The sequence below is a fragment of the Flagellimonas sp. MMG031 genome, assembly GCF_040112705.1.
In the GTDB taxonomy this organism is placed as follows: domain Bacteria; phylum Bacteroidota; class Bacteroidia; order Flavobacteriales; family Flavobacteriaceae; genus Flagellimonas.
Window position 1 is genome coordinate 3,588,563 of the sequence record NZ_CP157804.1, and the last position, 14,404, is coordinate 3,602,966.

The following is a 14,404-nucleotide window of genomic DNA, read 5'->3' on the forward strand; positions in this document are numbered from 1 at the left end:
TTTCAATGAGCTTGTGCTGTCGTTTGTGTTAGTAACGTCGATAAGCCTGATGTATCAGAAATGAACCCAAGATAAATGCCAAGAGATAAAGCGCCAACATTACATTGGAAATGTACCATGGCCGGGCTATGGAAAACGTAAAGGTTGAAACATTGTTGGAAATTTGGTCGCCAATTTTAGCCCTGACCCGAAAGGTGTAGTCACCATGGGGCAAATTTTCGAAAGTTGTGGTATAAGACTCGGACCAATTGCTCCAATTGTTGTAAATGCCCTCCAATTGATATTGATATTGGGGCTTGAACAACTTATAGTACTCTGGCGTAAAGAACGAAAAGCGAACATGGTTATCGGCACTGCTAAATTCGGCGTTTGATGAAGTTCCCACCAAGGCCCACTGCCGACTCTGCTTATCGGATTTTTCGACCCTCCCGATCTGAACTCGAAAATTCTTATTCTTGAACCCATTGACATCCAAGGTAATGTAGCCCGAAGTAGTCCCCAAAAGGTACTTGCCCTCCTCACCCAGATTCGCAATGTTCTCGTAGCCAACAATGCCATCCCTCATATCTTCCGTCAATGGAATGGGCTTTACCAATAACGTATCCGCCAAAGAGCCTTCCAATAGCAAACTGATATTGGAATTGGTAAACAGCCACAAATTCTCTTCGTTTTGGTCCAAGACCATTTTTCCGGAAACGTATTCATCTTGATTGTAAATACTGCTCAATAAGCTGTCCTTAACAAAAGCATCCGACTCCAACTGATATTTGTATACTCCTTCCCGATATGCATAGAACACATTGTCGCGATATTTAATGATACCCGATTCCGAACCTTTGATCAAGGTATCCATGGAAATTGTATTCACATGGGAGAAATCATTGTCCACATCCAACTTGAAGATGCCCTTGTACTCGTGGTTCACAAAAACTTTGTTTCCCAATGTTTCAAAGTAGCGTGAGGAATTCCCGAAACCATCTATTTTATTTCGGAGCTTCCAATTGCCCTCGACTTTTTCCAGCACGTAAAGACCATCATAATTACCTTGCAAAAGCAAATCCTGATGCTTGGGCAAAGGGCTGATTTTCCAGGCTCCTTCCACATCGGTAATCCTTTTTGCCGCGTTGCCTTCCACAATGTAGGTGCCCGAATGATGGCAACAAAAAAGGGTGCCTTCAATTTCCTGGAGCGACCAAACCTGGCCCTGCGTCCCTTCGATCAATGTAAAATCGGAATCACCATCCAACTCTTTATGGAACAAGCCTTGATTGGTCCCCAGATACAGGATGCCATCCTTTACCACCGCTGCATAAATACTTCCTACCACCCCTTTGTTGTCCCTGTATACCTTTATGGGTGATTTTAGGTTCACATAACTGACCCCATTATCGAGCCCTAACCAAATATTGTTGTCCCTATCCTCCATTAAGGAAAGAATCGTGTTGTTGCGCAGGCCCTTGATCTGATCAATATGGTTGAGCAAGGCCCCACCCGCATCCAAAAGAACAAGACCGTTGGAAATGGTACCCAAAGCATAGCTGCCATCATTCAATCTAATGGCACTATACACCGTTATTTTTTTGGGCAAATCATCCAGACCCGTAGGGAATTTGTCCAATACACCGTTGTTGTCCCTGTAAAAGCCATTATGCTTGGTGAGCATGTAGAGTTCTTCATCTTCCTGAAATATATTGATGATTTCATCCGTGAGCACCACCTCATCATCATAAACCAGTTTCGACTTGCCATTGTCTATTTTGAAAACTCCTTTGCCATTTTCCTGAAAATAAATCTCATTGGATACCTTGAACATTCGGAAAAGGGTATCCTCCGTATCAATACTGTTGATGGATTCCGTTTGAATATTGTAAATGTAAATGCGTTTTAGCGACTGGAACACGATCCAATCCTCCAAGTTAAAAATGCCCCAAAACTCCTCGTCCTCCAACAAATCTTCTTGCATATCGGCAGATAGGGAAGTATACCGAAGCATTCCTTGACCATCGCGCACCCAATAACCAAACTCCATGTAACAGCCGGTATAAATCCGGTCCCCTACCACCTTTACCGATCGCATAATGGACTCGTTCGGTGATGGGAACAAGGTCCAATCGGCCCCGTTAAATTGCAGAAGGCCTTTGTTATTGGCTATATACATCACCTTATCATCGGCCTGCGAAAGAGCCCAGTTTTGATTTTCAGCCTGATAGTCCGAAGGAGTGTAGTTCTGAATTGGCGGTAGTTCCTGACTCAAAAGCCATTGTGAAAAGAATAAAAGCAAACAAAGTGTGTACCTCATCATAATTTCATAGCGTTAAGGTGCCTTAAGATACTACCTTTTCCCAACTTTTGGACAAAGTCCAAGACAATGAAAATTAAGGTTTCTTCCCAACAAGGGACTTCGTTGATAACTGACCTGTAAAATCCTCTTGAAAGGATGCGCTAAATACCGAAGGGCAAAAGGACTATTCTGAAATTAGCTAAATTCGCATTGCCATGACTTCGCCCAACCCCATATTGTCCACCATCATCTTTGTTTTTGCCTTTCAAGCGATCGTGCTTGGGGTTTTGTTGGTGACCAAACGGCCACCAAAACAGTCCAACATATTCCTATCGCTTCTCATATTCTTTTTTGCGCTGATGGCGCTCAACATAGGTTTGGTGAACATACTGTGGAGCAGTTGCATGATAGACGTTTTTCGGTATATGCAATTGGAGCTCCTTTATGGTATTGGCCCTGCGCTGTATTTCTACACTAAAAGTGTGACCGATAAAGAATTCGTTTTTTCAAAAAGGGATGCCATCCATTTTGTTCCGGTGGTACTGGAATTTATTTTTTACAGAACGGCATTTTACCGCTTGGGTGCGGACGGGCTCTATCAAACACCGGCCCATCCGTACACCAAGATCTACTTGGCGGAACAATGGCTCGGCAGTTTTTCGATTATGAGCTATGCCATCATATCGCTATGGCTGCTGTTCCAGTATCAATCTTGGCTAAAACAGCGTTATTCCAATCTGGAGCATAAATCGCTGAGATGGTTGCAACTTCCCATTATCATTTATGCGCTGTTTTGGATCGGTTGGAATTTCTTTGCAGAGGTGGACAAGTACTTTTTTGACAAATCCCTGAAGGAGTATTACGTCCTTCCCACCTTCGTTGGATTGGCCATTGTAACATGTTGGATTGGGTTTAAGGGATATCTAAAAACACTCAAGGAAACCTCTGGCTATGCCTCAAAAAAGTCAAAACCCACTTTGGATGACCTAAATCCAGATTTGGCAAAGCAACTCACAGAATTAATGGAAAAAAAGAAGCCTTATCTCAATTCCGATTTAGACCTCAACACATTGGCGGAGCTGCTGGAAGTAAGTCCAAAACAGGTATCCCAAACCATCAACCGAAGCTTCTCCAAAAATTTTTACGAATATGTGAACAGCTACCGCATCGAAGCTTTTAAAGAATTGGTGGCCCAACCGGAAAACAAAAAATTGACCCTGCTCGGTCTGGCGTTTGAATGTGGTTTTAACTCCAAGTCCACGTTTAACGATGTGTTTAAAAAATCAACCGGAAAAACCCCAAGTCAATACGCGAAGCAGCTCAAAAATAAGTCCGAAAGGAAGCAGTCGGTCGTTTCATAGGACGAGCACGCCTAGTTTTGCGGAAAATTTAAATTTGATGAAAGCTGTTTTCAACCCTAGAGTCCTTCTATTCCAAATTTGCTTGATGACCAGTTTTTCCGGCACCTTGCTGCATGCCCAAGACTATTTCACCAAAAATGAAGTCTTGGAAGATATGGCGTTCCTCTGGGCATCTTTGGAAGAGGCCCATTACAATTTGTACGCCTATACATCTAAGGCAGAATTTGAAAAAAATTATCTCCAAGTCAAAAATTCCATTGCACAGGACAGTTTAAGTCTACTGGAGGCGACTTCCATCTTTCAAAAAGTGATTTCAAAAGCGGACAATGGCCATACTGAAATCGGGTTCCCCGGAAAATCCTATGGCAACTATGCCTACAATGGCGGGACACTATTTCCTTTGGAACTTGCGCTCGAACAGGGCAAAGCATTGGTCCGTAAAAATTGGTCGGGCAACGAAATCCCCATCGGAGCTGAAGTATTGGGCATTAATGACATTCCCATTTCAAAAATCCTAGCTGAAATGCACACCCTGATTTCCGCTGAACGCCCTTATTTTAAAAATGCGAAAATTGAACTGTACTCCTTCCCTCGACTTTACTGGCAGCTATACGGGAAGCAAGATAGTTTTGAGATCAAGTTTAAGTCCAATAACATTATAAAAACCCAAACGGTTAGCGCAGTGGATTTGATTGAGGGCTACGAAATGAAGCGAACCGAATTGTTCAATCGCCAAAGGTCCCTCGAATTCATTGGAGCGTCCGCGTATCTTGTTACAGGTGATTTTAGTGGTGATGAAACAAAGTTCAAGAGTTTTGTTGATTCCGCGTTTGCACAAATTAAGGAGCGAAGGAGCAAGAACCTGATCATTGATTTAAGAAACAATGGCGGGGGTCACAATGCCTTCAGTGATTACCTGGTTTCGTATTTTGCGGACACTACATTTCGATGGAATTCCAGTTACCAACTGAAAACGAGTCAATTCTTAAAGGAACATGCCAGGCAACACTACGACACCACTTCTACTTTCTGGAAAGAAGCACTTTCACGTGAAAACGGAGAAATTTATAACTACGATTTTGGCGATTATCAACCTCAACCACCATCCAAACGGTTTTCTGGCAACGTTTATGTGTTGGTCAACAGACAGTCACACTCACAAGCCACGGTTACCGCTGCGCAAATACAGGATTATGGCTTCGGAACCATTGTTGGCGAAGAAACTGGGGAATATGCCTCACTTTACGCCTCCATGTTCGAATTTAAACTACCCAACACACAAATTCCGGTAAGTGTTTCCAAAGGAAAAATGGTCCGGGTAAGTGGAAGCACCAAAGAAGAGGGCGTTGTCCCGGATGTCTTCATCAAAGATTACCTGCTAGATGACACGGATGAGATTCTGGAGGGTTTATTGGAAAAAGTCAACGAATCCGATTAGCTGTAGTTTATCCATCGGATAATTTGATCAATTAACTACATACTACAATTCCCGGATCTTGATATTCCGAAACCAGGTTTCAAAATACCAATATTGCAGCGCGATTTGCCCTGCGGTTGTTTTTCCAAACTCTGGATAGTTGGAAAAATGGGATGCAGCTACTTTGTTTTTCCATTCAGGAGTCGTTAAATCCTCTTCAGCGGTAATCAGTCCGTTGAGATAGAACTGGATTTTACCATCTTTTTGTTTGATGGTTGTTTTGTTCCAATCCCCTTGCTTGATTTCCACATTGTTTTGTTGGGGCAGGAAAACATAAAGACAACCCGGTCTTTTCTCGGGCACATCGTAGTCCATGTGGTCAGCGCCCAATATTTGATACTCTGGACCGCTCTGCCAAGCTGTAGGAACATGGGGCAATTCCTGCACATTGATAAAGATGCCACTATTGCCATTCCCAATAACTTTCCATTCCAGGGATAGCTCATAATTTTCATAGGCCTTGTCGGTCACCAGGTCACCTGCCGTCAAGGATTCATCATTGGGGTTGCTGTGCAAGGTACCATCCACCACTTCCCAAACCGATTGCGAACCGGCATCGTTGTACAAATGCCAACCATTCATGGTTTCCCCATCAAACAGCAACTCCCAGCCTGCTTCCCTTTCCACCTCCAATAACTGATTGTGTGCGGCATTTTCAACAGCAGCCTTTTTGGTACGCCACGTCTCGGCAACATCTTTTTTCTTCTCGTTTTTACAGGATGCCAATAGGAAAAGTGTCAGCAGGCATCCAGTGATAATTTTTTGCATATGCAATCAGTTTTGTTTAGTTGTGCAGCGAATAAAGATAGCAAAAGAATCCGACCTCGCCCCTTGAACTTATTGAGGCCTTGGTTCCAAAAGGTGACTTAGGTCACTTTGCAAAAACAACAGTGTTTGTACATTGCAGGCACTAATTTTTGGAAACGATGAAAGGAAATTTTGTAGCTTTGATCAATAGCGACCAATTGACGCTTATCGACTTTTCGGCAGAATGGTGCGGACCTTGTAAAATGTTGGCTCCTATTTTAAAGCAGGTCAAAGATGAGATGGGCGAAGATTTAAAAATCGTAAAAATTGACGTGGACAAAAACCAAAATTTGGCCAATACGTACCAGGTAAGGGGCGTTCCTACCTTAATTTTCTTCAAAAACGGAAAACAGCTCTGGAGAAAATCGGGCGTACTTCAAAAACAGGAATTGGTCCAGTTGGCCAAATCCTTCTTGTAGCATCATTCAAATAGATGAACAACCATAAAGGGTACGCGGGTGGCGAAGGCCACTTTTTTGATTACTGGTTCCCTGGTCAATTTTTCGAAGAATGAATGGTCCTGATGGATCATCACCAACATATCGATAGTGTCGTCCTGCTGTACCATTTTTTGAATGGTATTGGTAACCGACCCATCCTTTTCGACCTCCACAAACTCGTGCTCAATGGTGTCCAATCGCTTTTCCAGTGCTTCCTTGGACTTTTTTTGTGCCTCGTTCAAATCCGCTGAATTGCCTACGTAAACAATCCGCAATTTGGCCTTAAAGTTGACTGGAAGGTGCAACAAGGGCTGGAGTTCATAGTTTTCAAAAAGGTGCTCGTAGCCTGTGGCCAGCATCAGTGAATCCAGTTCACCATCGGTCTGATAATCCTCAGGAACCGCGATAATGGGACAAAAGTCGATTTCCTTGATGATTTGAAAAGTATTGCTCCCCATAAAGACCTCTTTTAAGCCAGAAACCCCTTTGGTCCCCATGATGACATAATCAATCTCTTCCTTGTACACCGTTTTTCCGATGGCATTTACCAGAGTAGCCTGCTCAGAACGGGCAATAAAATTATGATTGGGGTTTTTGTCCAATGCGTTGATTTTTTCCAGCTCCCTTTTCAAATCGCGTTCCGATTGTTCTTTCATCAAATTGTACAAACGGGTATCATTATATCTTGCCATTTTTGTGGAAAGCCCGGAAGCACCCACCTGAAATGAATTCAGGATAAAGAAATCACAAGGGTCGTCCTTAAAAACTGTCAAGGCATATACAATGGCATTCCATGCATTTTTGGAAAAATCTGTCGGTAATATGATTCGTTTCCTTTTCATAACATCATCGTTTTATGTTTTGCATCACCATAAACGGTATTTTGATCTTGAGCCCCAGTAAATCCACTGTCGACCGGTAGAGCATATCCTCAAAAAAGGAATGTCTGGAATTCATCATCACCAACATACCCGCCTCCTTTTGCTCAATCTGTTCCAGTATGATTTCCGCCTTGTTCCTAACGGGAGCGGTCTCAAAACTTAAATAAGGTTTGGTCAAAGTGCCTTCCAAAAACAACTTGTTGTCCTCCTGCCGTGGACTGAGCTCGTCGAAATCGGTGATGTACAAACAATGTATCTTGGACTTGAACTTGCCCGCCAAATCGCCCAAAAGCTTCAATTCCCTTCGCTTGTAGGGCAACATATAGTCTGTTGGAAAAAGGATGGCCTTGGGTTGCCTATACTCAAAATCTTCGGGAATGGCCAAAACAGGACATTTTACATATTTGAAAATCTCTATGGTATAGCTCCCAAAGGTGGTCTTATGATCGCTGGTTTCGCCTTTGGTACCCATGATCACCAAATCAATGTTCATCTCGTCCACAAAGTCATTCACGGCATCCACCAGATTGTCCAATTTGGCCACCGTCTCAAAATTGTGCAAAGGGTTTGGGGGTTCGCCCACTACCAAATCGATGAGCGCATCCAATTTCTTTTGGGTTTCCTCCCGTTTTTCCTCCTTCATTTTTTCGAGTTCCTCTTTTGGAGTTGTTTTATAGTGTCCGTACACCTCCTCGCCATAGGCATGAAGCACAAAAAAACAAGCCCGCTCGCACTTGTACAATTCTTTGGCATACGTTAGGGCATGTAGGGCATTTTTAGAAAAATCGGTGGGAATCAATATGGTTTTCATCACAAAACACTTTTTCCAAATATAATGGGATGCAAATGGCTAGAAAATGATTTTGGTCAATATGAAAAGGCCAAATGTGGAACCAATTTTAGTCGTGCCTTCCTAATTTTTTAATTGACGATAAACCAATTATAAAATGGATATGGATATTTTTTGGAAATAGTTTATCTATTTTTACCCTTGAAATTGCATCCTATACCATGGCAGAAAACAACTTAAAAGTCGAATCACCACCCAACCCACAACTCAATTTTTATCAAAAAGAAGATCAGGTACTTTTGGCGGTCGACTGCATCATCTTTGGGTTCGACAAAAAAAGTCTCAACATATTATTAATCAAAAGACCAATTGAGCCCGAAAAGGGAAAATGGTCCCTCATTGGTGGGTTCCTCAAAAAAACTGAAGATTTGGACCAAGCTGCGGCAAGAGTTTTGGAAAACCTAACAGGTTTGAGCGATATTTATCTAGAACAAATCCACACTTATAGTAAAATTGACCGAGACCCTGGACAGCGCACCATCTCCGTGGCCTATTATGCCCTGATCGATGTGGATAGCCATCAATTCGATGGGGTACAGCTAGATACCGCCCAATGGTTTGATATCAAGGAAGCCCCAAGCTTGATTTTTGACCATAACGAAATGGTGGAAAAGGCAAAGGTGCGTTTACGAAGACGAGCACTGAGCCAGCCCATTGGTTTTGAGCTGCTTCCCGAAAAATTTACCATGCGGCAATTACAAAACTTGTACGAGTCCATTTTGGACAAGGAGCTGGACAAGCGCAACTTCATCAATAAAATCAACTCACTGGACGTACTCATCAAATTGGACGAAAAGGATATGAGCGTTTCCCGAAAAGGGGCATACCTCTATATTTTCGACAAGGAAAAATATCGAAAAAAAGTAGAGGAAGACGGGTTCATCTTCAAAATATAGACCCGCCCCCTACTTTCACCGCTTTGTTATCGAGAAACTACATCAATCCTTAAAATCCGTGGAGAACTTCCATTTGGTTTTATAGTTTTTACTGAGGGGCAATTCCTGCAGCAGGCTTCGCAACAGTTCCACTGGCATTCTACCCTCAACCATCACCCGGTCATGAAATTGTTTTTCTGTCCAACCCTGAGCCAACATTTCATTGCGCAAGGCATAAAACTGAAGTCCACCCATCATATAGGCCAATTGATATAACGGCGGATAGCTTGTGGTGAAGGACCTTCTCACCTCCGCCTCGGCATTGGCGTATTCGTGGCCGACCTCATCCACCAAAAGGTCGATACATTCCTGAGGAGTCATCTCTCCCAAATGGAACTTTAAGGAAAAAATGATTCTCGCACAGCGATGTATTCTCCAAAACAACATGCCCAATTTTTGTTCCGGCGTTTGGGGAAAATCCTTGTTCCAGAGGATGATTTCCCAATACAAGGCCCATCCCTCGGTCCAAAACGGTGTGGAAAACGGACGGCGATAGCTTTTGTGGCGGCTCGTCATAAAATACTGCAAATTATGTCCCGGCAACAATTCATGCTGCACCGTCGGAAAGGAAAAGTTGGGGTTATTCCCCCGCATGCTCATCAACTTGTCGTTATGGTCCATCTCCATTGTGGGATATGAAATAATGATATCCCGCCCTCCCAAAAAGAAAGGACTTATCTTTTGCCGTTCGGGACTCATCATTTTCATGCCCCAGGTCTCCTTGGCCAATTCGGGTATCGTGATCAAATCCCTTTCTTCAATAAAATCCACGGAATGGGAATATAGGTCCATGATGGCCTGTGGTTGCTGTCCCGCAGGAACATAGGTGTCCTTCACATGCTCCAGGGCTTTTTTCCAGTCATCTCCATAGCCCAGCTCCCTTGAGGCCTTTATCATTTCATTTTTGCACCATTCAAATTGTTCTTCCGCTGTTTTGATGAGTTCTGCAGGCGTGTAGGGAATAAATTCCAAAGCCAAACTTTCTTTCAGCGCCTCCTCCCCGATAGGTTTTCCAATAATGCCGCTGCCATCATCCTTTACACTATCCTCAGCATAATTTTCCTTTAGGAATTCGGCATAAGCAGTGAGCTTTTCGTTTAGTTTTTGATAGGGTTTCTCCATCCACCAGGTAAAATCCGGGTCGTAGCCATAGTAAAATTCATAGGCTTCTTTTAGTGCTTTTTGGAATGAGGTAACTACTTCCGAAGCCTTGTCAGCCGTTTGCCAATCCTTAAAGGGTTTGGATTTCCAAGTTTCCATATCGTTAGCAATCGCTTCGGTAGCGTTCTGAAACAATTGGGCCAATTGTTTTGCATCGGGTTGTTTGCCCCTTCTTCGTTCTTGTATAAAAGGGAAAATAGCTTTCGCGAAATCACCCACTTCCTTTACTCCTTTATACGCGCTATAGTCTTGATTCAAAAAGTAATTGCCTTTGGCTACTTGGTTCTTCAGCAGTACATAATCTACCTTTCCTTGTTGTGAAAGGGAAGCGAAGTCAACGGCATCCATTTTATCTTCCCAGTTCGAGTAAAACCTCAAAAACCGTTGGTAATACTCTTCTGACTCGTCGACTGTGTACGTGCGTTCCAATGCCCAGTTATCCATTTCAAATTCGGTGACCATATCCGCCAATTGACTATGCTGTGCCGTAGCCCATGTACTGATCATGGCAACCAAAGCGATGCTTATTTTCTGTAAGCTCATATTGCTGTATTTAGTTTTCAGTACCTAAAGGTAATGTTTGGTTATCTCATTTTATTTTGCACCTCGCCCATCCAAATTCTGATGCCTTCTAAAGCACCTGAAATCCATGTGCGTAGGGGTCGTCGTCATCTATGATGATATTGTTGTATCCTGTAACCTGTGCCCATCCTTGAATACTGGGGATAATGGCCTGTTTTCCGTCCAAGGTCGTTTCAGCCTCTACTTTCCCAACAAACTTGCTCCCGATAATGCTTTCATGCACAAAAGGTTCTCCTACTTTCAAGGCTTCTTTCGCATATAATTGGGCCATGCGGGCCGAGGTTCCTGTTCCACAGGGAGAACGGTCGATGGCCTTATCGCCATAAAACACCGCATTTCGTCCGGATGAAGTGGCATCCAAAGGTTTTCCTGTCCACATCATGTGGCTCACATCCCGTATGGTTGGGTTTTCCGGATGCACAAAGCTATCTGGATATTTCTCGTTTATGGCCTTACGCACCACTTGTGAAAACTGGATAATCTGTCCAGCGGTAAAGTCTTCCAATCCCGTATAATGTTCCTGTGGATCCACAATGGCATAATAATTACCCCCATAGGCCACATCAAAATGGATTTCACCAAGACCCGGGCAGTCAATGGACAAATTTGCTGCGGCCAGGTACGATTTTACGTTGACCAACTTCACCCATTCCACCTTTTTTCCTGTCAATTGGTATTCAATCTCCACCAAGCCTGCAGGTGCCTCCATCCGTATTTTTCCGGGTGTTTTGGGTACGATGAGGCCTTCTTCTATGGCCACTGTAATAGTTCCGATGGTACCATGACCGCACATGGGCAGGCAACCTGATGTTTCTATAAAAAGAATGGCAAAGTCATTTTCAGCATCATGGGGTGCCATCAAAATACTTCCGCTCATCATATCATGTCCTCTTGGTTCGAACATCAACCCCCTTCGAATCCAATCGTACTCCCTTAAAAAATGCTGGCGCTTCTCGCTCATGTCCTTGCCCATCAAATTAGGGCCTCCCCCTGCTACAACCCGTACTGGATTTCCGCAGGTGTGGGCATCCACACAAAAAAATGTTTTTCTGGCCACTCGCTATTTTTTTAAATGATCTGGCAACAATTCCATAGGAAATGATTGATAACTAATAGGGCGCACCCAACGCTTGATGGAATGCATCCCAACCGCGGTAAACCTTGAATCGGTAGACGCCGGGTAAGGTCCCCCATGTTGCATGGATGCACATACCTCCACCCCGGTGGGCACACCATTATAAATGATTCGTCCCACACGGTGCTGCAATACATCAACCAATCTTGACAAATTCAATGTATCATTCTTTTCTGCGATGAGGGTACCAGTCAATTGTCCTTCCAAACCTTCAATAATCTGAATCAACTCCGCTTCGTCCTCACATTGTACCACCATGGAAAAGGGACCAAAAACCTCTTGGTGCATCTTCGGGTTATCCAAAAATGCCCCACCTGAAACGGTGGCAATGGTCGCAGCAGCTTCATTGGCATCCAAATTCCCATCGTAGGTTGCCACCACCTCAACACCTTCTTGCCCTGTTACAGCATCTCCTTTGGAGATGTACCCTTTTTTGATATTGGGGTGCAACATGGTTTGCGGAGCTATGGCTACGGTTTCTTTGGCCAACTCTTGAATAAAACTATGGGTATCCTCACTCTTTACCGTCAACAAAAGCCCTGGATTGGTACAAAACTGTCCCGTACCCAAGGTAATGGACCCAGCGTAAGTTTTGGCGAGTTCACTTCCTCTTTTCGAAATGGCACTCGCGGTCATGATCACAGGATTGATACTGCCCATTTCGGCAAAAACAGGAATAGGTTCCTCTCTTTTGGCTGCCAAATCGAACAGTGCCCTGCCTCCTCCGATGCTTCCCGTAAAACCAACCGCTTTTACTTTTGGATGGTTCACCAAATCAATTCCGGCCTGTACCGAACCATTGATGCTTGAAAAAACACCTTTGGGCATTCCCGTTTTTTCGGAGGCCTTAACAATGGCCGAAGCTACCAACTCATTGGTTCCAGCATGCATGGGATGGGACTTCACAATCACGGGGCAACCTGCCGCCAAGGCACTTGCCGTATCGCCTCCTGCGGTGGAATACGCCAACGGAAAATTACTGGCCCCAAAAACGGCCACTGGTCCCAAGGGAATCATGGTTTTTCGCAAATCTGGTTTTGGTTGCGGTTTTCTATCGGGCTGGGCCACATCAAATGTATTTTCGCGCCAATCGTCGTTGGCAACGAGTTCGGCAAACGAACGCAACTGAAAAACAGTTCGTCCCCGTTCGCCAATGGCCCTGCCCTCGGGCAAACCCGACTCCAACATGTAGGTATCGATCAATTCTTGGCCCAAGGCCAACATTTCATCAGCAATGGTATTTAAAAAATCGGCTCGTTGTTTGCCTGGCATCGTTCGGAATACCTTAAAAGCCTCCCAAGCCATTTCCACGGCCGTATTTATTTCATCTTTGGTGGCTTCCACGAATACCGTTGGGTTCTGAACGTTTTTTTTGGGATCTACCGTTCTGAATTCTACGGAACCATCTGCCTTAAACTGCCCTCCAAGACAGTTTTTACCTGTCATCATACTTCGTTATTTATGTTTTTATAGTCCGGAAGCTCCGGTCTATGTTTCATTGCGGTTTCTATCACTTGTAAAACGCGTTCCCGTTCAGCGCCTTGCAAGGGCAATCGGGGTGCTCGCACATGTTCGGTGCCAATTCCTGTGGCCACTTCGGCCAGTTTGATGTTTTGTACCAATTGCGGACTAATGTCCAACTCCAACAAGGGCATAAACCATCGATATATCTTCAGGGCTTCCTCAATCCTGCCAACTTTCACCAACTCATAAATGGCAACCGTTTCGGCAGGATAGGCACAAACCAGTCCGGCCACCCAACCTACGGCGCCTATGACCAAACTTTCCAATCCCAAGGTATCCACTCCCGTGAAAACCTTTACACGATCGCCAAACCTATTCTGGATTCGGATCACGTTGGTAATATCCCGGGTAGATTCTTTAATGGCTTGGATATTGTCGCACGCCATCAATTCCTCCAACATATCCAAAGTCACCTCGATCTTATAATCTACTGGATTATTGTACAGCATAATCGGCAAAGAGGTGTTTTTGGCCACTGCCTTAAAATAGGCGACCGTTTCATAATCGGTAGCCTTGTAGCGCATGGGCGGCAACAACATTAATCCTTGGGCACCCACTTTTTCCGCAGTCTGTGCGGCTTCAATAGCACCTTTGGTGCTTTGTTCCGCCACGTTCATGATCACCGGAATTTTTCCGTCGGCCAAAGCAATCGACGTTTTGATCAAGGTTTCCTTTTCTTCTTGTTCCAAGGTGCTCGCCTCTCCCAAGGTACCCCCTAAAATAATCCCGTGTACCCCTGCATCCATTTGCGCTCGTATGTTTTTTTCGAACATCACAAGGTCCAAGGTATCGTCGCTAGTAAACTTTGTAGTTACCGCTGGCATTACGCCTTCCCATTTTACCATAATGTAAGCTTAATTTTTTCCTTTCTAAAATTACGAAGGGAGTCCTTTTTTCTTTTGTTCGATTATTAGCCTATTATGATAGTATATTACCCTAAATTAGCTGCAAAATCAATTTTTCAAATAAT

12 protein-coding genes are annotated in these 14,404 nt (G+C 44.0%); 4 read left to right on the top strand and 8 right to left on the bottom strand.

Annotation, left to right across the window (positions count from 1 at the left end; translation table 11 throughout):
* Positions 1-28: 28 nt before the first annotated feature.
* Positions 29-2,302, bottom strand: coding sequence for a triple tyrosine motif-containing protein (locus ABNE31_RS16305; protein WP_349351888.1), 2,274 nt, complete (start codon positions 2,300-2,302; stop codon positions 29-31).
* Between the two features lie 194 nt (positions 2,303-2,496).
* Here ABNE31_RS16305 and ABNE31_RS16310 point away from each other — a divergent pair, with 194 nt between their 5' ends.
* Positions 2,497-3,642 carry a helix-turn-helix domain-containing protein gene (locus tag ABNE31_RS16310; RefSeq protein ID WP_349351889.1) on the top strand — a complete coding sequence of 382 codons (1,146 nt, stop codon included), beginning with the start codon at positions 2,497-2,499 and terminating at the stop codon, positions 3,640-3,642.
* A gap of 85 nt (positions 3,643-3,727) precedes the next feature.
* Positions 3,728-5,080 carry a S41 family peptidase gene (locus ABNE31_RS16315; RefSeq protein WP_293287172.1) on the top strand — a complete coding sequence of 451 codons (1,353 nt, stop codon included), beginning with the start codon at positions 3,728-3,730 and terminating at the stop codon, positions 5,078-5,080.
* A 42-nt stretch (positions 5,081-5,122) separates the two neighbouring features.
* On the opposite strand, the gene ABNE31_RS16320 is transcribed toward ABNE31_RS16315, so the two are convergent.
* On the bottom strand, positions 5,123-5,887 hold the full coding sequence (locus ABNE31_RS16320; RefSeq protein WP_293287170.1) for a DUF1080 domain-containing protein: 765 nt from the start codon (positions 5,885-5,887) through the stop codon (positions 5,123-5,125).
* 158 nt (positions 5,888-6,045) lie between these two features.
* Between ABNE31_RS16320 and trxA the strand changes: the two genes are divergently transcribed.
* Positions 6,046-6,345: a thioredoxin gene (gene trxA, locus ABNE31_RS16325; protein ID WP_293287168.1), complete on the top strand. Its 300-nt coding sequence runs from the start codon at positions 6,046-6,048 to the stop codon at positions 6,343-6,345.
* A 2-nt stretch (positions 6,346-6,347) separates the two neighbouring features.
* Here the strand turns inward: trxA and ABNE31_RS16330 are convergent, their stop codons facing one another.
* Together ABNE31_RS16330 and ABNE31_RS16335 are read right to left on the bottom strand one after the other, a co-directional pair.
* Positions 6,348-7,208, bottom strand: coding sequence for a universal stress protein (locus ABNE31_RS16330; protein WP_293287166.1), 861 nt, complete (start codon positions 7,206-7,208; stop codon positions 6,348-6,350).
* Positions 7,209-7,212: 4 nt separating this feature from the next.
* The gene (locus ABNE31_RS16335; protein ID WP_293287164.1) at positions 7,213-8,058 is read right to left on the bottom strand and encodes a universal stress protein; all 846 of its coding nucleotides are present in this window, start codon (positions 8,056-8,058) and stop codon (positions 7,213-7,215) included.
* A 200-nt stretch (positions 8,059-8,258) separates the two neighbouring features.
* Here ABNE31_RS16335 and ABNE31_RS16340 point away from each other — a divergent pair, with 200 nt between their 5' ends.
* On the top strand, positions 8,259-8,993 hold the full coding sequence (locus ABNE31_RS16340) for an NUDIX domain-containing protein (protein WP_293287162.1): 735 nt from the start codon (positions 8,259-8,261) through the stop codon (positions 8,991-8,993).
* Between the two features lie 42 nt (positions 8,994-9,035).
* Here ABNE31_RS16340 and ABNE31_RS16345 read toward each other — a convergent pair whose 3' ends face one another.
* The 4 genes from ABNE31_RS16345 to ABNE31_RS16360 form a co-directional block, all read right to left on the bottom strand.
* Positions 9,036-10,736, bottom strand: coding sequence for a DUF885 family protein (locus ABNE31_RS16345; RefSeq protein ID WP_293287160.1), 1,701 nt, complete (start codon positions 10,734-10,736; stop codon positions 9,036-9,038).
* 88 nt (positions 10,737-10,824) lie between these two features.
* Positions 10,825-11,832 carry a 4-hydroxyproline epimerase gene (locus tag ABNE31_RS16350; protein WP_293287158.1) on the bottom strand — a complete coding sequence of 336 codons (1,008 nt, stop codon included), beginning with the start codon at positions 11,830-11,832 and terminating at the stop codon, positions 10,825-10,827.
* Between the two features lie 3 nt (positions 11,833-11,835).
* On the bottom strand, positions 11,836-13,359 hold the full coding sequence (locus ABNE31_RS16355; protein ID WP_293287156.1) for an aldehyde dehydrogenase (NADP(+)): 1,524 nt from the start codon (positions 13,357-13,359) through the stop codon (positions 11,836-11,838).
* A complete protein-coding gene (locus tag ABNE31_RS16360) occupies positions 13,356-14,282 on the bottom strand; it encodes a dihydrodipicolinate synthase family protein (RefSeq protein WP_293287231.1) in 927 nt (308 codons plus the stop codon). The genes ABNE31_RS16355 and ABNE31_RS16360 overlap by 4 nt, the downstream gene beginning before the upstream one ends.
* Positions 14,283-14,404 lie beyond the last annotated feature (122 nt).

Coding starts and splice junctions, on each gene's coding strand:
- ABNE31_RS16315 (WP_293287172.1), top strand. CDS start 3,728: ATGACCAGTTTTTCCGGCACCTTGCTGCATGCCCAAGACTATTTCACC.
- ABNE31_RS16335 (WP_293287164.1), bottom strand. CDS start 8,058: ATGAAAACCATATTGATTCCCACCGATTTTTCTAAAAATGCCCTACAT.
- ABNE31_RS16310 (WP_349351889.1), top strand. CDS start 2,497: ATGACTTCGCCCAACCCCATATTGTCCACCATCATCTTTGTTTTTGCC.
- ABNE31_RS16340 (WP_293287162.1), top strand. CDS start 8,259: ATGGCAGAAAACAACTTAAAAGTCGAATCACCACCCAACCCACAACTC.
- ABNE31_RS16345 (WP_293287160.1), bottom strand. CDS start 10,736: ATGAGCTTACAGAAAATAAGCATCGCTTTGGTTGCCATGATCAGTACA.
- trxA (WP_293287168.1), top strand. CDS start 6,046: ATGAAAGGAAATTTTGTAGCTTTGATCAATAGCGACCAATTGACGCTT.
- ABNE31_RS16305 (WP_349351888.1), bottom strand. CDS start 2,302: ATGATGAGGTACACACTTTGTTTGCTTTTATTCTTTTCACAATGGCTT.
- ABNE31_RS16355 (WP_293287156.1), bottom strand. CDS start 13,359: ATGATGACAGGTAAAAACTGTCTTGGAGGGCAGTTTAAGGCAGATGGT.
- ABNE31_RS16320 (WP_293287170.1), bottom strand. CDS start 5,887: ATGCAAAAAATTATCACTGGATGCCTGCTGACACTTTTCCTATTGGCA.
- ABNE31_RS16330 (WP_293287166.1), bottom strand. CDS start 7,208: ATGAAAAGGAAACGAATCATATTACCGACAGATTTTTCCAAAAATGCA.